This window comes from Orrella sp. JC864, assembly GCF_037026685.1.
In the GTDB taxonomy this organism is placed as follows: Bacteria; Pseudomonadota; Gammaproteobacteria; order Burkholderiales; family Burkholderiaceae_B; genus Orrella.
The window spans coordinates 1-16,880 of the sequence record NZ_JBANET010000028.1 but is presented as its reverse complement, the minus strand read 5'-3'; the positions used below and the strand labels follow the sequence as shown (position 1 = coordinate 16,880).

General features: G+C 70.5%; 20 protein-coding genes and 1 pseudogene. 13 read left to right on the top strand and 8 right to left on the bottom strand.

All coding sequences use genetic code 11. The features are described from left to right. Window positions 1-102: 102 nt before the first annotated feature. From V8Z80_RS19150 to mmsB, 5 genes are all read left to right on the top strand, one after another. Window positions 103-537 (top strand): type II toxin-antitoxin system RatA family toxin, encoded by a 435-nt coding sequence (locus V8Z80_RS19150; protein ID WP_155196634.1) that lies wholly within the window; start codon window positions 103-105, stop codon window positions 535-537. After that, a complete protein-coding gene (locus tag V8Z80_RS19145) occupies window positions 527-838 on the top strand; it encodes an RnfH family protein (RefSeq protein ID WP_155196635.1) in 312 nt (103 codons plus the stop codon). The genes V8Z80_RS19150 and V8Z80_RS19145 overlap by 11 nt, the downstream gene beginning before the upstream one ends. Window positions 839-942: 104 nt before the next feature. After that, window positions 943-2,097: an acyl-CoA dehydrogenase family protein gene (locus V8Z80_RS19140; protein WP_336063137.1), complete on the top strand. Its 1,155-nt coding sequence runs from the start codon at window positions 943-945 to the stop codon at window positions 2,095-2,097. Beyond that, the gene (locus V8Z80_RS19135; RefSeq protein ID WP_336063136.1) at window positions 2,094-3,263 is read left to right on the top strand and encodes an enoyl-CoA hydratase/isomerase family protein; all 1,170 of its coding nucleotides are present in this window, start codon (window positions 2,094-2,096) and stop codon (window positions 3,261-3,263) included. The genes V8Z80_RS19140 and V8Z80_RS19135 overlap by 4 nt, the downstream gene beginning before the upstream one ends. 28 nt (window positions 3,264-3,291) lie before the next feature. Continuing rightward, window positions 3,292-4,179, top strand: a complete 888-nt coding sequence (gene mmsB / locus V8Z80_RS19130) for a 3-hydroxyisobutyrate dehydrogenase (RefSeq protein ID WP_336063135.1) — start codon at window positions 3,292-3,294, stop codon at window positions 4,177-4,179. Between the two features lie 43 nt (window positions 4,180-4,222). On the opposite strand, the gene ygfZ is transcribed toward mmsB, so the two are convergent. Then, complete coding sequence (gene ygfZ / locus V8Z80_RS19125) at window positions 4,223-5,200, bottom strand: CAF17-like 4Fe-4S cluster assembly/insertion protein YgfZ (RefSeq protein ID WP_336063134.1); 978 nt, start codon at window positions 5,198-5,200, stop codon at window positions 4,223-4,225. Between the two features lie 102 nt (window positions 5,201-5,302). Here ygfZ and mltG point away from each other — a divergent pair, with 102 nt between their 5' ends. The 6 genes from mltG (at window position 5,303) to V8Z80_RS19095 (ending at window position 10,981) form a co-directional block, all read left to right on the top strand. Beyond that, entirely contained in the window at window positions 5,303-6,316 is a 1,014-nt protein-coding gene (gene mltG, locus V8Z80_RS19120) for an endolytic transglycosylase MltG (RefSeq protein ID WP_155196639.1), read from the top strand. After that, a complete protein-coding gene (gene tmk, locus V8Z80_RS19115; protein WP_336063133.1) occupies window positions 6,313-6,939 on the top strand; it encodes a dTMP kinase in 627 nt (208 codons plus the stop codon). The genes mltG and tmk overlap by 4 nt, the downstream gene beginning before the upstream one ends. Next, window positions 6,936-8,027: a DNA polymerase III subunit delta' gene (gene holB / locus V8Z80_RS19110; RefSeq protein WP_336063132.1), complete on the top strand. Its 1,092-nt coding sequence runs from the start codon at window positions 6,936-6,938 to the stop codon at window positions 8,025-8,027. Before tmk ends, holB begins: the two co-directional genes overlap by 4 nt. A 117-nt stretch (window positions 8,028-8,144) precedes the next feature. Next, the gene (locus V8Z80_RS19105) at window positions 8,145-8,927 is read left to right on the top strand and encodes a TatD family hydrolase (protein ID WP_336063131.1); all 783 of its coding nucleotides are present in this window, start codon (window positions 8,145-8,147) and stop codon (window positions 8,925-8,927) included. Beyond that, window positions 8,927-9,589 (top strand): ankyrin repeat domain-containing protein, encoded by a 663-nt coding sequence (locus V8Z80_RS19100; protein ID WP_336063130.1) that lies wholly within the window; start codon window positions 8,927-8,929, stop codon window positions 9,587-9,589. Before V8Z80_RS19105 ends, V8Z80_RS19100 begins: the two co-directional genes overlap by 1 nt. 102 nt (window positions 9,590-9,691) lie before the next feature. Further along, window positions 9,692-10,981, top strand: a complete 1,290-nt coding sequence (locus tag V8Z80_RS19095) for a Glu/Leu/Phe/Val family dehydrogenase (protein WP_155196644.1) — start codon at window positions 9,692-9,694, stop codon at window positions 10,979-10,981. A 69-nt stretch (window positions 10,982-11,050) separates the two neighbouring features. On the opposite strand, the gene V8Z80_RS19090 is transcribed toward V8Z80_RS19095, so the two are convergent. Genes V8Z80_RS19090 through V8Z80_RS19065 form a run of 6 tightly spaced genes read right to left on the bottom strand, consistent with a single transcriptional unit; the run spans window position 11,051 to window position 15,038 of the window. Continuing rightward, on the bottom strand, window positions 11,051-11,884 hold the full coding sequence (locus V8Z80_RS19090) for an alpha/beta fold hydrolase (RefSeq protein WP_155196645.1): 834 nt from the start codon (window positions 11,882-11,884) through the stop codon (window positions 11,051-11,053). 46 nt (window positions 11,885-11,930) lie between these two features. Continuing rightward, window positions 11,931-12,758 carry an RsiV family protein gene (locus V8Z80_RS19085; RefSeq protein WP_336063129.1) on the bottom strand — a complete coding sequence of 276 codons (828 nt, stop codon included), beginning with the start codon at window positions 12,756-12,758 and terminating at the stop codon, window positions 11,931-11,933. Window positions 12,759-12,787: 29 nt separating this feature from the next. Further along, window positions 12,788-13,606 carry a lipoate--protein ligase family protein gene (locus V8Z80_RS19080; protein WP_442952002.1) on the bottom strand — a complete coding sequence of 273 codons (819 nt, stop codon included), beginning with the start codon at window positions 13,604-13,606 and terminating at the stop codon, window positions 12,788-12,790. Then, the gene (locus V8Z80_RS19075) at window positions 13,603-13,878 is read right to left on the bottom strand and encodes a biotin--protein ligase (protein WP_155196648.1); all 276 of its coding nucleotides are present in this window, start codon (window positions 13,876-13,878) and stop codon (window positions 13,603-13,605) included. Before V8Z80_RS19075 ends, V8Z80_RS19080 begins: the two co-directional genes overlap by 4 nt. Continuing rightward, a complete protein-coding gene (locus tag V8Z80_RS19070; RefSeq protein ID WP_155196649.1) occupies window positions 13,868-14,518 on the bottom strand; it encodes a glutathione S-transferase N-terminal domain-containing protein in 651 nt (216 codons plus the stop codon). The genes V8Z80_RS19075 and V8Z80_RS19070 overlap by 11 nt, the downstream gene beginning before the upstream one ends. A 25-nt stretch (window positions 14,519-14,543) precedes the next feature. Then, window positions 14,544-15,038, bottom strand: a complete 495-nt coding sequence (locus tag V8Z80_RS19065) for a glutathione peroxidase (protein WP_336063128.1) — start codon at window positions 15,036-15,038, stop codon at window positions 14,544-14,546. A gap of 233 nt (window positions 15,039-15,271) precedes the next feature. Here V8Z80_RS19065 and V8Z80_RS19060 point away from each other — a divergent pair, with 233 nt between their 5' ends. Beyond that, window positions 15,272-15,610 (top strand): tetratricopeptide repeat protein, encoded by a 339-nt coding sequence (locus V8Z80_RS19060; RefSeq protein WP_336063127.1) that lies wholly within the window; start codon window positions 15,272-15,274, stop codon window positions 15,608-15,610. A gap of 12 nt (window positions 15,611-15,622) precedes the next feature. On the opposite strand, the gene V8Z80_RS19055 is transcribed toward V8Z80_RS19060, so the two are convergent. Next, entirely contained in the window at window positions 15,623-16,183 is a 561-nt protein-coding gene (locus V8Z80_RS19055; protein WP_336063126.1) for a peroxiredoxin, read from the bottom strand. A gap of 221 nt (window positions 16,184-16,404) precedes the next feature. Here V8Z80_RS19055 and V8Z80_RS19050 point away from each other — a divergent pair. Next, window positions 16,405-16,880, top strand: a pseudogene (locus V8Z80_RS19050) (hypothetical protein); the annotation flags it as partial.

The window sequence follows — 16,880 nt, the reverse complement described above, 5'->3', positions numbered from 1 at the left end:
CAGGCGGCAAAGAGTAGGCGCCGGCGCCAGCGCCAGGCGTTTCGGCGCAAGCGGCGATGTGCCGGTAAAATCTGTCTATTCTAGAGCCATTTGCCATTATCGATGCACAAAGTAGAGCGTTCCGTCCTGGTCCCGTATTCCGCCGCCCAGATGTTCGACCTGGTCGCGGACGTGGAGAAGTACCCGGAGTTCATGCCCTGGTGCGGCGGCGCCGAGGTCCAGTCGCGCTCCGAGACGGGCATGCAGGCCTCGGTGACCATCGCGTTCGCGGGCCTGCGCCAGCGCTTTACCACGCGCAACGTGCACGACTATCCGCATCGCATCGACCTGCACCTGGTCGACGGGCCGTTCTCCGAGCTGGTGGGCAACTGGGAGTTCATCACCCTGGCCGAAGACGCCTGCAAGGTGCATTTCACCCTGAACTACGCGTTTTCCAGCCGCACGCTCGAGGCGCTGGTGGGGCCGGTGTTCAACCGCGTCGCCAGCAGTTTCATCGATTCGTTCACCAAGCGCGCCGAGGCCGTCTATGGCGGATGAGCCGGTGCGCTGCACGGTCTGCCACGCGCTGCCCGACCGGGTCTGGCAGGTGCAGGCCGAGCTGCCCGCCGGCGCCGACGTGGCCCAGGCCCTGCGGACCAGCGGCTTTGCGCAGGCTTTTCCCGGGCTGGACCCGTGGGCCTGCGGCGTAGGCATCTACGGCAAGCCTTGCCAGCCCGATACCCCGGTGCGCGAGCACGACCGCATCGAGATATACCGCCCGCTGGACTTCGACCCCATGGAGTCGCGCCGGCGCCGCGCCGCGCATCGTCCCTTGCCCTTCGGCAAGCGCCGCCACTGAGCCGGCGCCGGCCGGCCAGCGGGCCGCAGGCTTTCCGCGGTTTACGTTTACGTTAACGTCATGCACAATCCGCAGAGCATCGCCGCAAAGAGTGAGGAGACGACGTGGATCTGGAATTGACCGAGGAGCAGCAGGCCTTCGTGCAGGCCGCCCGCGATTTCGCCCAGGGAGAACTGGCGCCGCATGCGGCGCGCTGGGACGCCGAGAGCATTTTTCCCAAGGAGGCCTTTGCCAGCGCCGGCAAGCTGGGCTTTTGCGCCCTGTACGCCAGCGAGCAGATCGGGGGCCTGGGCTTGCCGCGCCTGGACGCCACCCTGGTGTTCGAGGAGCTGGCGGCCGTGGATCCGTCCACGGCCGCCTTCCTGACCATCCACAACATGGCGACCTGGATGGTGGGCCAATGGGCCACGCCGGCCGTGCGCGAGCAGTGGGGGCCGCAGTTGGCCGCCGGGCAGAAGCTGGCCTCGTACTGCCTGACCGAACCGGGGGCCGGCTCGGACGCCGCCTCGCTGGCCACGCGCGCCGAGCGGCGCGGCGACGCCTACGTCATCAACGGCGCCAAGGCCTTCATTTCCGGCGGCGGCGACACGGACCTGCTGGTGCTGATGGCGCGCACCGGCGGGCCGGGCGCTTCCGGGATCTCGGCCTTCGCCGTGCCGGCCGACACCCCCGGCATCACCTACGGGCGCAAGGAAGAGAAGATGGGCTGGAACAGCCAGTCCACGCGGCCCATCATGTTCGAGAACGTCAGCGTGCCGGCCGAAAACCTGCTGGGCGCCGAGGGCGAGGGCTTTCGCATCGCCATGCGCGGGCTGGACGGCGGGCGCATCAATATCGGCACCTGCTCGGTCGGGGCCGCGCAAGGTGCGCTGGACGCGGCGCGTGCCTACATGGGCGGGCGGCGCCAGTTCGGCCGCCCCCTGGCCGAGTTCCAGGCCCTGCAATTCAAGCTGGCCGACATGGCCACGCACGTGGTGGCCGCGCGCCAGATGGTGCGCCTGGCCGCCTGCAAGCTCGACAGCGGCGCGTCGGATGCGTCGACCTATTGCGCCATGGCCAAGCGGCTGGCCACGGACCTGGGCTTTCAGGTGTGCCTGGATGCCCAGCAGATCCACGGCGGCTACGGCTATCTCAGGGACTACCCGCTCGAGCGCCTGGTGCGCGATACGCGGGTGCACCAGATCCTGGAAGGCACCAATGAGATCATGCGCGTGATCATCGCGCGCCAATTGCTGGAAAAGGGAGCCGAACTGCGATGAGCGACCCGGTACTGTTCGAAGAGCTGCCCTGCGAGAACGGCATGCGGCTGGGCGTGGCCACGCTCAACGCGCCGCAGACGCTCAACAGCCTGTCGCTGGCCATGTGCGAGCAGCTGGCCGCCAGGCTGCAGACTTGGGCGCAGGATCCGGCCGTCGCGGTGGTGGTGCTGGCCGGCGCGGGCGGCAAGGCGTTTTGCGCTGGCGGCGACCTGCACGGCCTGTACCGCAGCATGCGCGAGAACGCGGCGCGCGAGCCCCTGGCCAACGACTACGCCCAGTCCTTTTTCGCCACCGAGTACCGGCTGGACTACGACATCCATGCCTATCCCAAGCCGGTGCTGTGCTGGGGGCACGGTATCGTCATGGGCGGGGGCATCGGCCTGATGGCCGGCGCCAGCCATCGCGTGGTCAGCGAGACTTCGCGCCTGGCCATGCCCGAGATCAGCATCGGCCTGTTTCCCGACGTGGGGGGCAGCTGGCTGCTGAACCGGTTGCCCGGCCGCAGCGGCCTGTTCCTGGCGCTGACGGGCGCGCAGCTCAACGCCGGCGATGCCCTCTTCGCCGGGCTGGCCGACTACCAGATCGCCTCGGCCGACTGGCCGGCCCTGCTGGCCGAGCTGCAGGCCCAGCCCTGGACCGGCAACGGCGACTACACCGTGGCCGCGCGCGGCACCAACGACGGGCTGCTGGAGCGGGCCCTGCGCGCCCGCGCGCCGGCCGAGGAGGCGGTCCCCGGGCCCTTGCGCCAGCACCTGATGCTGATCAACGCCTTGTGCAGCGGCAACGACCTGGCGCAGATCTGCGAAGAGATCGCCACCTTGCGCGGCCATGCCGATCCGTGGCTGGCCAAGGCGGCCGATACGCTGGCCGCCGGCGCGCCGGGTTCGGCGCGCCTGGCGTTCGCGCTGCAGCAGCGCGCCAGGCTGATGTCGCTGGCCGAGGTGTTCCGGCTGGAATACTGGGCCGCGCTGATGTGCGCCTCGCAGGGCGATTTCGCCGAAGGCATCCGCGCCTTGCTGATCGACAAGGACCGCAAGCCGTCCTGGCGACCGGCCACGCTGGCCCAGGCCGACGAGCAGTGGGTGCAGCCTTTCCTGCAGCCGCCATGGGGGCTGGACGGCGGGCCGCTGGCCGGCCTGGAGAATGGCAAGCGGGCGGTGGGATAGACAAGAAAAGAACCAAGGAGACAAGCAGATGGAAAAGATCGGATTCATCGGGCTGGGCAACATGGGCGCGCCGATGGCGCGCAACCTGCTGCGCGCCGGCCATGCCCTGCAGGTCCACGACCTGTCCGAGCCGGCCATGCGCGCCCTGGCCGAGGACGGCGCGCAGCCTTGCGCCAGCGCCGCGCAGGCCGTGGCCGGCGTGCAGTGCGTGATCACCATGCTGCCGGCCAGCCGCCACGTCGAGCAGCTCTACCTGGCCGACGGCCTGCTGGCGCAGATCCCGGCCGATGCGCTGGTGCTCGATTGCAGCACCATCGCGCCGCAGTCCGCCCGCCGCGTGGCGCAGGCCGCGCAAGAGCGGGGGCTGACCCTGCTCGATGCGCCGGTCTCCGGCGGCACGGCCGGGGCGGCGGCCGGCACGCTGACCTTCATCGTGGGCGGATCCGAGCAGGGCCTGGCCCGGGCGCGGCCCATCCTGGAGAAGATGGGCAAGAACATCTTCCATGCCGGCGGCTCGGGCGCCGGACAGGTCGCCAAGATCTGCAACAACATGCTGCTGGGCATACTCATGGCCGGCACCAGCGAGGCGCTGGCGCTGGGCGTGGCCAACGGCCTGGATCCCAAGGTGCTGTCGGACATCATCGCCAAGAGCTCGGGCCGCAACTGGGCGACCGAGGTCTACAACCCCTGGCCGGGCGTGATGGAGAATGTGCCGGCGGCCAAGGGCTACGCAGGCGGCTTCGGCGTGGACCTGATGCTCAAGGACCTGGGCCTGGCCGCCGAAGCCGCGCTGGCCACGGGCGCGACCACGCCGCTGGGCGAACTGGCGCGCAACCTGTACAGCCTGCATAGCGCGGCCGGCCACGGCCAGGAAGACTTCTCGGGCATCGTGCAGATGCTGCAGCGCCGCCGCTAGCGGCCCGCGGGCCCGGCCGCGGGCGTGGGCAGGCGGATGCGGCCTATTGCGCCTTGGCCAGCGGATAGGGCAGGGCCTGCACCGCGATGGCCGGGCCGTCGGCCGCGCCCAGGCGCAGGTCGGCGTCCTGCTGCGCCGGCAGCGGGGCCTCGAACAGCAGCGCGTCGCCGGCCGCATCCACGACCCGGCCGCAGGGTTCGTCGGGCTGGCCCGCCTGGTAGATGTCCGTGCCGGCCTGCAAGGCGGCTTGCGCCCCCGCGGCCAGCCGGCCGTATCCCATGCGGCGCTTGACCGTGCCGCGGTAGTGGCTGCGGGCCACGACTTCCTGGCCCGGATAGCAGCCCTTGTTGAAGCTTACGCCCTCGATCAGGTCCAGGTTGACGGTCTGGGGAATGAACAGGTCCTGTGTCGGCGCGCCGATCCACGGCAGCCCGGCGGCAATGTCCGCCTCATGCCAGGCTTGCGCCGGGGCGGCGGGCAAGGGCAGGGCGGCGCCGGCCTGGGCCTGGCCGGGCGAGGCGATCCACCACCAGCGCGACACGCCGCTGCCGGCCGCCGGCGCGGCGATCCAGGTGCCGCCAGGCAGTTCGGTGCGCTGCCACGGGGCCTGCCCGGGCAAGGCCTGCAGCGCGTCGCGCAGGGCCTGCCGGGCCGCGTCGCCGGCCGCCTGCACGCCATGGACCTGCAGGTCGGTCAGCGCCAGCACGACCTTGGCGCGCAGCACGAACATCCGCAGGCGCTTGAGCAGCGCCTCGGCCAGGTCGCGCCTGACCAGCATCAGCACGGTGGGCGGCTGCCCGTCCTGAGCGGGCTGGGCGTGCCAATAGACCATGCTGGCCAGCAGCCGGCCCTTGGCCGTGCAATAGCCGCCCAGGCGCGCTGCCTGGGGTCCGAGCCCGATGACGTCGTTGGTGAGCTGGCCGTGCAGGAAGGCAAGGGCGTCGGCGCCGCTGGCCGAAATCACGGCGTGGGCGGGCAAGGGGGCGATGAAGCTGGCAAGGGGTGCGGGGCTGGCGGTCATGCGTAGGCGGTCCGAAACGGGGCGCCGGGCACTTGTGGTGCGCGCGGCAGTCTATCCCCGGATGATACCGGCTCGCCGCGATCCATTAAACTTGCGCCTCCTATGAAAAAGACTTTGCGTATCCTGCTGCTTGCCGTGTTCCTGCCGCTGGTCCTGCTGGCCGGCGGCCTGGCCGCCGGCGCCTGGTGGTGGGTGGAGCGTCCGCTGGCGCTGCCGGCCGATCGCGTCGATTTCGTCGTCGACCCGGGCAGCGGCCCGGCCGCCGTGGCGCGCAAGCTCAACCAGGCCGGCATCCCGGTGCATCCGCGCGCCTTCGCCCTGCTGGCCCGCCTGACCGAGCGCGATACCCTGCTCAAGGCCGGCGGCTACGAGGCGCGCCGCGGCGATACGGCGTGGACGCTGCTCGATCGCATCGCGCGCGGCCAGATGAGCCAGCGCCAGATCACGCTGGTCGAAGGCTGGTCCTACCGGCAGATCCGGGCCGCGCTGCGCGCGCATCCCGACGTCACCCAGACCCTGGACGGCGTGTCCGACGCCGAGCTGCTCGAGCGCCTTGCGGTGCAGGCGCTCAATCCCGAGGGCCTGTTCTTTCCCGATACCTACGTCTTTACGCCCGGCACCTCCGATTTCGAGCTGCTGCGCCAGGCGCACGCCGCGATGCAGCGCGAGCTGCAGGCCGCCTGGGACCAGCGCGCCGAAGGCCTGCCGCTGGCCACGCCCTACGAAGCCCTGATCCTGGCCTCCATCATCGAGAAGGAAACCGGCCACGGCCCCGAGCGCACCCGGGTGGGGGGCGTATTCATCAACCGGCTGCGCACGGGCATGCTGCTGCAGACCGATCCGACCGTGATCTACGGCATGGGCGAGGCCTACCAGGGCCGCATCCGCAAGCGCGACCTGCAGACCGACACGCCCTGGAACACCTACACGCGGGCCGGGCTGCCTCCCACGCCCATTGCCAGCCCGGGACGGGCCGCGCTGCTGGCCGCGGTGCAGCCCGAGTCGCACAAGTACTACTATTTCGTCTCGCGCGGGGACGGCACCAGCCAGTTCTCCACCAACCTGGCCGAACACAACCGCGCGGTCTCGCGCTACATATTGGGACGCAATCCATGATCGGCCGCGGACGATTCCTGACCCTTGAAGGCGTGGACGGCGCGGGCAAGAGCACCCATGTCCAGTGGCTGGCCGAGCGGCTGCGCCAGGCCGGCCGCGACGTGCTGGTCACACGCGAGCCCGGCGGCACCGCCCTGGGCGAGCGGCTGCGCGAGATGCTGCTGAGCCAGCCCATGTCCCTGCGCACCGAGACGCTGCTGATGTTCGCCGCGCGTTGCGAGCATATCGAGCAGGTCATCGCGCCGGCCCTGGCGGCCGGGCGCTGGGTGCTATGCGATCGTTTCACCGACGCCACCTATGCCTACCAGGGCGGCGGCCGGGAGCTGGGCGCGGCCCCCGTGGCGGCCCTGGAGCAGTGGGTGCAGGGCGGCCTGCAGCCCGACCGCACCTGGCTGTTCGACGTGCCGCTGGAGGTGGCGCGGGCGCGCCGCTCGCAGGCGCGCGAACCCGACCGCTTCGAATCCGAAGCCGACGCCTTCTTCGTGCGCACCCGCGCGGCCTACCAGGCCCGCGCCCAGGACGACCCGGGACGCTTCCGGGTGATCGACGCCACGCAGGGCATCGAGGCCATCCGCCAGGAGCTGGCGCAAGACCTGCGCGCGCTGCTGCAGGAGGCGCAATGAGCCCGGCGGGCGCCGCACAGGGCTCGCAGCAGCCCGCCGTGCCTGCCTTTCTGCCCTGGCAGGTCGAGACGGCGCGCGCCTGGCTGGCTCAGCGCGATCGTTTCGCGCACGCCTGGCTGCTGCATGGCATGGCCGGCATCGGCAAGATCGATTTTGCGGTGGCGGCCGCGGCCAGCCTGCTGTGCGAGTCGTCGGCGCAAGGCCTGGCCTGCGGCGCCTGCCCGGCCTGCCTGTGGTTCGCGCGCGGCAACCATCCGGACCTGCGGCGCCTGCGGCCCGAGGCGGTGGCGCTGCAGGAGGGCGCCGAGCAGGGCGAGGGCGAGGAGGCGCCGGCCGAGGGCACCGCCGCCGCGGCCAAGCGCGCGCCCTCGCGCGAGATCCGCATCGACCAGGTGCGCGCGCTCGAATCGTGGTTCAACACCGGCACGCATCGCGGCGGCTGGCGCGTGGCGCTGGTCTATCCGGCGCAATCGCTGAACGTGGTCTCGGCCAATGCCTTGCTCAAGGTGCTGGAAGAGCCGCCGGCCCATACGATCTTCCTGCTGGTGGCCGACGCCCCGGACCAGCTGCTGCCGACGCTGGTGTCGCGCTGCCGGCGCCTGCCGCTGCCAGCGCCTACGGCCGCGCAGGCCAGCCAGTGGCTGGCCGGACAGGGCCTGGACGACCCGCAGGCCTGGCTGGCCGCCGCCGGCGGCGCGCCCCTGGCCGCCGTGCGGCTGGCGCAGCAGCGCGAGAGCGCCTGCCCGGATTGGCTGCAAGGCCTGTGGCAGCAGCTGGCCCAAGGCCAGGCGCCCGACCTGGGGCCGCTGGTCGAGGGGCTGGAAAAAGTGCCGGCCGGCCAATGGCTGGATGTGCTGCAGCGGGCTTATGCGGACCTGATGCTGCATGCCGCGGGCGCCGCGCCGCGCTATTTTCCCCAGCTGGGCGCAAGCGCGGCGCGCATCGCCGCCCGGGCGCGGCCGGCGCAGGTGGCCGAGACCGCCCGCTGGCTGGCCCAGCAGCAGCGCCTGGCCGGGCACCCGCTGAACGCCAAGCTGTTCGTGCACGCCAGCCTGCAGCGGGTAGTGCTATCCTGCCTCAAGGGATAAAGGCCCGCGTCCCAGGCGCCGCGCGCTTCTCCCGCCCAAAAGGGGCCCGACCGGCCCCGCGGCGTCCCGATAGCCATTTCATGCGTTGCCCCCGACGCGGCGCGCCATTGATACACCATGTTCATCGATTCGCATTGCCACATCAATTTTCCCGAGCTGGCCGCCAACGTGCCGGAGATCTTCGCCCGCATGGACGCCAACGGCGTCACGCAGGCGCTGTGCGTCAGCGTCAACCTGTCCGACTGGCCGGACCTGATCGCGCTGGTCGATGCCCATGAGCGCCTGTGGGCCTCGGTGGGCGTGCATCCCGACTACGAGGACACGCCCGAGCCCGGCGTGGAGCAGCTGGTCGCGCTGTCGGCCCACCCCAAGGTGGTGGCGATCGGCGAGACAGGCCTGGACTATTTCCGGCTGACCGAGGCGCCTGAATGGCAGCGCCAGCGTTTCCGTACCCATATCCGGGCCGCGCGGCAGGCCGGCTTGCCCTTGATCGTCCACACCCGGGCCGCGGCCCAGGACACCTTGCGCATCTTGCAGGAAGAGCAGGCCGGGCAGGCCGGCGGGGTAATGCATTGCTTCACCGAGTCCTGGGAAGTGGCGCAGGCGGCCATGGAACTGGGTTTCTACATTTCGCTATCGGGCATCGTGACGTTCAAGAACGCGGTCCAGCTGCACGAGGTGGCGGCGCGCATGCCGCTGGAGCGGCTGCTGATCGAGACCGATTCGCCCTACCTGGCGCCGGTGCCGTTTCGCGGCAAGCTCAATGATCCGTCCAAGGTGGTCCACGTGGCCGAGAAGATCGCGGCCCTGAAGGGCTTGCCCGTGAGCACGGTCGCACAAGCCACGACGGATAATTTTTTCAACCTTTTCAATAAGATAAAGAAGAAAGTTGAGGTGTAATGTTTAAAGTAGATTATTTAAAGTACTTTCTCGTTTGCTGGCTGGCGCTGCACTGGGGCGCCGCCCTGGCAGCCGACCGCAACTGGTGGCTGGACATCCGCAACGACCGGGATGCCGCCGTGGCCCGGCAACTGCGCCAGGGCACCGACCCGAACGTGCGCAACGAGCGCGGCGAGCCGGCCTTGATGCAGGCCGTGCGCGAAGATTCATGGAAGGTCTTCGATGTGATCCTGGCCGATCCGCGCACCGACGTGAACATCCTGAACGGGCTGCAGGAGACGCCTTTGATGTACACCGCGCTGCAGGGCGACCTGGCGCGCAGCCGGCAACTGGTGGCGCGCGGGGCGCAGGTCAACAAGCTGGGCTGGACGCCGCTGCACTATGCCGCGGCCAAGGGGCAGGCCGAGGTGGCGGCCTACCTGATCGAGCAGGGCGCCATCGTCAATGCGCCGGCGCCCGACGGCACCTCGCCCTTGATGATGGCCATGCGCGCCAACAGCGCCGAGACGGCCAGGCTGTTGATCGAGGCCGGCGCGGATCCCGGCCAGCGCAACCTGCAGGGCGAGGACGCCATCAGCATGGCGCGCCAGCACGGCAATACCCGCCTGGCCGAGGCCCTGGAGCGGCTGGTGCAAAGCCGCAGGGCGCAAGGCAGGCATTGATATGTCCCTATTAAATATGCTTCTTAATAAATGGGGACGCATGTAGGAAAAACAGGGGGCCGACCCCTACAATGCCAGGAACTCAACTGAACGGAGCGCTGAATGGCCGCCTCATCCTCCCACGTCCTGCCTTCCTACCTCGACGCCCAGGCGCTGGGGCCCTGGGGCATCTACCTGCAGCAGGTCGACCGCGTCACCCCGTACCTGGGCTCGCTGGCCCGCTGGGTCGAGACCCTCAAGCGGCCTAAGCGCGCCCTCATCGTCGACGTGCCCATCGAGATGGATGACGGCCGCATCGCGCATTTCGAAGGCTATCGGGTACAGCACAACACCTCGCGCGGACCGGGCAAGGGGGGCGTGCGCTACCACCAGGACGTCACGCTGTCCGAGGTCATGGCGCTGGCGGCCTGGATGTCGGTCAAGAACGCGGCGCTGAACCTGCCCTATGGCGGGGCCAAGGGCGGCATCCGGGTCGATCCGCGCCAGCTGTCCCAACCCGAACTCGAACGCATGACGCGGCGCTACACCAGCGAGATCGGCGTCATCATCGGCCCGTCCAAGGACATCCCCGCGCCGGACGTCAATACCAACGCGCAGATCATGTCCTGGATGATGGACACCTACTCCATGAACGAAGGCTCCACGGCCACCGGCGTGGTCACCGGCAAGCCGGTGGCGCTGGGCGGCAGCCTGGGCCGCACCGAGGCCACGGGCCGCGGCGTCTTCGTGGTGGCCTGCGAGGCGGCCCGCGATGCGGGGCTTGCCATCGAAGGCGCGCGGGTGGTGGTGCAGGGCTTTGGCAATGTGGGCGGCACGGCTGCGCGCCTGTTCCACGACGCGGGGGCCAAGGTCATCGCCGTGCAGGACCACACCGGCACGGTGCACCGCGAAGGCGGCCTGGACATCTCCGACCTGCTGGCCCACGTGTCGCGCCAGGGCGGGGTGGCCGGTTTCGCCGGCGGCCAGGCGCTGCCCAACGAGGAACTGTGGGGGCTGCAAACCGAGTTCCTGGTGCCGGCCGCGCTGGAGGGCCAGCTGACCTCGGCCAATGCCGACCGGGTGCGGGCGCGCATCGTGGTCGAGGGCGCCAACGGCCCCACCACGCCCGAGGCCGACGACATCCTGGCCGACAAGGGCATCATCGTGGTGCCCGACGTCCTGGCCAATGCCGGCGGGGTCACGGTCAGCTACTTCGAATGGGTGCAGGACTTCTCCAGCTTTTTCTGGAGCGAAGAGGAAATCAACCAGCGCCTGGAACGCATCATGCGCGAAGCCTATGCCTCGGTCTCGCAGACGGCCAAGCAGCATGGCGTGACCCTGCGCACCGCGGCCTTCATCGTGGCTTGCACGCGCATCCTGCAGGCCCGCCAGGTGCGCGGCCTGTATCCCTGAGGGCTCCCGAAGGCGCGCGGCCGGGCCGGCGCGGCCTGCTTCCCGGCAGGCCGCGCCAGCGCCTGCCGCTTATTGCAGAAAGTCGGCCACGGCGGCATTGAAGGCCCGGGGGTGGGCCAGGTTCATCCCGTGGCTGGCGCCGGCGATCTCCACGGTCCGGGCCTGGGGCAGGGCCTGGGCTAGCGCGTCCACGGTCTGCCGAAAGCGCGCCCGGCTGCGCTGGCCCTTGACCAGCAGGACCGGCAGCGCCAGCGAGGCGGCTTCCTGCGCGCTGTAGCGCGGCAGCGGGTCGGCCAGCTGCCCGGGCAAGGTCTGCGCGTTATCCAGCGCCATGGCGCGAAACGGCGCGGGGCTCATGCGCCAGGTGCCGGGCCGGCTGACGGCATCGACGAATTCGGCGACCGCGGCCTCGGTTTCACCGCGCGCCAGCCGTTCGCGCAGCAAGGCCTTCCATTGATCGAATTGCGCCTGGCCCTGGGCGTCGGCCTGCCCGGCCGGCCCGAATTCGCCACCGGGCTCGGCCAGCACCAGCCGGCGCACCCGCCCAGGCGCTGCCAGCGCCAGCCGGTAGGCGATGGCGCCGCCGCGCGAATGGCCCATCACGTCCACGGGCGCATCCGGGCTCAGGGTATCGAGCAGGTGCAGCATGTCCCGCACGTCGCGGCGCCAGTCCAGCGCGCCGCCGGCCGGCAGCGGGTGGTAGTGGCGCAGGCTGGGCGCACAGGCCAGCCTGCGCGCCGACAGCGCAGGCATCTGCGGCTGCCAGTAGCGGGCGTCGCACAGCGAACCGTGGATCATCAGAAGCAGCGGCCCCTGGCCCTGGCTGAGCAGGGCCAGTTCGGTGTCGTCGGGCAGGCGCAGGCGGCCGTAGCCGTCCGGCCCTGCCGGGAGGTGTCGGGTCATGTGGCGGCGGTGCGCGGGATGCCGCCGCAAGGCGGCATCCTGCGTGTCATCCTGGCAGATAGGCGGGCCGCAGTATGCCACGCAATTGCTCGTAGGGGATGGTCAGCGCGGGCTGGCCGTGCGAGTAGGGCGCAATGACATAGACGTCGTACTTGACCACCAGCCCGTCCTGGGCCAGCGCATAGTTCTCGCTGGGCACGAAGGGCCACATCTTGTCGTAGGCCGCGCGGTCCTGGCGCGCGTCCTCGTTGGTCTGCAGCCAGGCCGCGTGGGCGCGTTCGAGCGCCTTGACGTAGTCGGCCTTGCGGCCCGGTTCGAGCACGTCATCCAGGCTGAGCACGCGCTGCGCCTGGCGATCCCAGTTCAGGAACTGCGTGGCCGGTATGCCGTGGGCGCCGCCGGTGTAGACGCCGCTGAGCAGCTCGATCACGGCCAGCGCGGGCGTCTGGCGCACCAGGCTGGCGCGCAGGGTAGTGCTGTCGCGCGGCTGCGCGGTGCGCCAGTAGTATTGCTCGAACTCCTCCAGGGTGCGGTAGGGATGGCGCACGTTCACGTCCAAGCCCGTCATGGCCGCCAGCGCCTCGTCCACCAGCGCGGTGAGCTTGGGATCGTTGGGAAAGCGCAGCGCATCGACGTCGATGGTGGGGCAGTCCTGGCCGCTGCAGCCCGGCTGGCTGCGCGTATAGCGCACCCGCTCGGTCTGCAGCGCGGGGCCGTCCGCCGCTTGCGCCTGGCCCGGGCCCGGCAGCGAGATGGTGGCGGGCGGCGAACTGCCGCAGCCGGCCAGCGCAAGGGCGCCGGCCAGCAGGCCGGCCGGCCAGCGCAGGACGGCCGGGGCGCGGCGGCGGGAATCGATGGCGTTGGGGCGGGGCATGGTCTGACTCCTTTTCGAGGAACGGCGGATCAGGGCACGTGGGCGGTCCATTCGGGCGAGGAGAACTTCTCGCGGGCCTGCGCCCGCGCCAGTTCGCGTTCGTGGGCCGTGATGGCGCCGGGCCGCAGCCCGTATTCTTGCCGGAACACCGACAGCATGTGGGCGATGATGTCCGGGCGCGGCATGCCGGTCTGGCTGCGCAGCGGGTCCACGCGCTTCTTGGCGCTGGCGATGCCCTTGTCCGAGAGCTTTTCCTTGCCGATGCGCAGCACCTCGGTCATCTTGTCCGCGTCGATGTCATAGGACAGCGTGGCATGGTGCAGCACTGCCTTGCCGCGCCGGGCCTGGGCCGCGCCGCCGATCTTGCCGCTCTCGGAGGCGATGTCGTTCAGCGGCTGGTACCAGGCGCGGATGCCCAGGCCGGCCAGGGCCTTGATCACCCAGGCGTCCAGGAAAGCGTAGGACTGGGCAAAGGACATGCCCTGCACCAGCGACTGCGGCGCGTAGAGCGAATAGGTGATGGTATTGCCCGGCTCGACGAACATGGCGCCGCCGCCGCTGACCCGCCGCACCACGGTGATGCCGTGCCGGGCCGCGCCCTGGGGATCGACCTCGTTGCGCAGCGACTGGAAGCGGCCGATGATCACCGCGGGCGAGGCCCATTCCCAGATGCGCAGCGTGGCGGGCCGGCGGCCCGCGCCGACCTCGTCGGCCAGCACCGCGTCCAGGGCCATGTGCATGGCCGGCTCTTGCGGGCCTTCGTGCAGCAGTTGCCAATCATGGTCGCGCCATCCGGTCTCGGCCGGTCCGGCTTGCGGCAGGCCTTGGGAATGGTCCGGCGCGCTCATGCCAGCGCCCTTTGCACCGCCACCGCCACCGCCTCGGGCGAGAAGCCGAACATTTCCACGCCTTGCGGCAGCGCCTGGCGGATGGCGGCTTCGATCCGGGCCGGGCTGCTGCCGGCCGGCAGGCCTTCTATGGCCGCGTCGATTGCCGCCAGGGCCTCGGGCGGCTCGAGGAAGAAATCGCCGCTGACCTGCACCTGGGCCAGCTTGCCGTCGGCCACGGCCAGGTCGACCACGACCAGCTTGCCGCCCGGCACCTTGTATTCACCGTGCATTGTCCGTATCCATAAAAAAGCCCATGCCGCGCCGGTAGGCCCGCTGCGTGGCGGGGCGGGCGGCGACGGCGTCGAACCAGCGCCTGAGGTGGGGAAAATCGTCCAGGTCCTGCTGCTGGCGCGCGTGCGGCACGATCCAGGGATAGCAGGCCATGTCGGCGATCGAATAGTCGCCCGTGATGAATTCGCGGTCGGCCAGGCGGCGGTCCAGCACGCCATACAGGCGCCCGGTCTCGCGCACGTAGCGGTCGATCGCATAAGGGATTTTTTCCGGCGCGCAGGCCGAGAAATGGTGGTTCTGGCCGGCCATGGGCCCCAGCCCGCCCATCTGCCAGAACAGCCATTGCAGCGTGTCCGCGCGCCCGCGCGGATCGGCCGCGATGAACTGATGGGTCTTGTCGGCCAGGTAGAGCAGGATGGCGCCGGACTCGAACAGCGGGATCGGCGCCTGGCCGTCGCCGGGGTCGTGGTCCACGATGGCGGGGATGCGGTTGTTCGGCGAGATGGCCAGGAAGGCCGGGTCGAACTGCTCGCCGCGCCCGATGTCGACCGGGTGGATACGGTAGGGCAGGCCGGTCTCTTCCAGGAACATCGTGATCTTGTGGCCGTTGGGCGTGGTCCAGTAGTAGAGGTCGATCATGGCGTGGCGATCCGTGTGGCGCAGGTCAGGCGGCGCTGGCGCGCAAGGCCGTCTCGATGTCGGCGCGCAGCGATTGCGGCGCGTCGGTGGGCGCATAGCGCCGGATGACCCGGCCGTCGCGCCCGATCAGGAACTTGGTGAAGTTCCACTTGATGGCTTCGGTGCCCAGCAAGCCGGTCTTTTCGCGCTTGAGCCAGCGATAGAGCGGCTCGGCCTGTTGGCCGTTGACCTGGATCTTGGCAAAAAGCGGAAAGCTCACGCCAAAGCGCGTCGTGCAGAACTCGCGGATCTGCGCTTGGTCGCCGGGCTCCTGGCGGCCGAACTGGTTGCAGGGAAAGCCCAGCACCGCCAAGCCCTGGTCGCGGTAGTCGCGGTAAAGCGCCTGCAGGCCTTCGTATTGCGGCGTGAAGCCGCAGCGCGAGGCCACGTTGACCACCAGCACCACCTGGCCCCGGAAGCGCGCCAGGGGCACGGGCTTGCCTTCGATATCGGTCACGGTGAAGTCGTCGATGCTGGGCATGGCGGGGCGTGCGCGAAGTGGGCGGGAATACCGGCGGCACGGAACAGGCGTGCGCGGCGTTTGCCTTCGAGTGTAGCAATCGCCGCGTCCTTGCGCCGCGTTTGCGGCGGCAGGCGGGCAAGCCTGCGGCGGCGCCGGGGTCTTGGCGGCGGCGTGCGCGCCGGTCCGCTATCATGGGCATTGCCCATCCCTTCAAGGCCGCAGCCGCGCCTGGCGCCCCCGGCCCTCGTCTCATGCAGCCGCTGATCGACCGTTTGCAAGCCATGCTGGCCCAGGGCCAGGACAACCTGCTGCTGCGTTTTTCGCTGGGCAAGGGATATGCCGAGCAGGGCCGGCCGGAAAAGGCGCGCGAGCACCTGGAGGCGGCCGTGGCCTTCGATCCGGAGCATTCGGCCGCCTGGAAGTGGCTGGGACGGGCCTGCCTCGAACTGGGCGATGTCCCCGGCGCGCGGCGCGCCTGGCAGGCCGGGCTGGCCGCTTCGGAGCGCCGCGGCGACGTGCAGGCCGGCAAGGAGATGCGGGTGTTTCTCAAGCGCCTGGACAAGCGGCAGGGCCAGGAGCCGGCCAGCTGATGAAACCGGGCGCTAGCGCGCCCGGGCCGATTCGGCATGCCACCTGCGCACCGCCTGCAAGGTGTTGTCCACGTGCTGGTGCGGGTTGCTGCTGGCGTATTGGTAGATGATCCGGCCTTGCGGCGAGATCACGAACGAGACCCGGTTGGCCACGCCGGGCAGCACCGCGTGCTCGACGTCGTAGTCTTTCATGATCCGGTGCTTGCTGTCCGACGCCACCGCGAACTTGCCGCCGCAGGCGGTGACCGAGAAGCGCGACAGCGTGTCCATGTCGTCGCCGGAGACGCCGATGACGGTGGCGTTGACGGCCTTGTAGTCGTCGATGGCCTGCGCAAAACTGTTGGCCTCGATGGTGCAGCCCTGGGTGAAGGCCGCCGGGTAGAAATACAGCACCACCGGCCCTTGCGCGAGCGCCTGCGACAGGCGGAACTCGAATGGCTTGCCGGCCAGGGCCGCGGGCGCGGTGAAGTCCGGGGCGCGTTCGCCGACCTCCAGCGCGGCCCGGGCGGGCACGCTGCCCAGGGCCAGGACCAGGGGCACGGCAAGCAAGGCGAGGCGGCGGGTCGGGATCATGCGGGGCTCCGTGGGACGGCAGGGCGACGGCCGCGCCTGCGTGCAGGGCCGCGCCGGGCTGGCGCCGGTGCCTGCGCATGATGCCACGGCCGACGCATGCCGGCCAGCCGTGCAGCATTCGCTTACGTATGACGCTTGACGCGCGCCGCCACCCGGGCGAGGCTGGTTGCGCCGGGCACGGTACGATGCAAGCCCCAAGCGAGGCACCAGAGAGGCACCCGATGCAAGCTTATCGCGTTTTTTTCCTGTTTGCGGCCGGCCTGCGCCGGCGGGCTGGCCCGCTGGTGCTGCTGGGCGGCCTGGGCGCGGCCCTGGCGGGCGCGCCGGCGTTCGGCCAGGCGCAGCCCGGGCGGCATCACGCCGACCCGCACGACAGGGGCCTGCAACTGGCGCGCAGCGAGGGCCGCAGCTATTCGACCATCACCCCGCCGGCGTCGGTGGCCCCGCCGGCCAACCCGGCCTCGCCCGCCATGCCCAGCCCGGCCGCGCGCGCCAACGCGCCCATGACGCGCCCGGCGCCTGCGCCCGACAAGGTCTACCGCGCGCCGGGCAATGCGCCGCAGCGCCAGCGGCCTGCCTATACCGCGCCCAGCTATATCGAGGTCCAGCCGGTGGTGCCGATCCAGCCGCGCCAGCCGCACCGGCCAGGCCAGCACTACCCCTACCGGCCTTATCCCCAGCCGGGCTATCCGGCGCG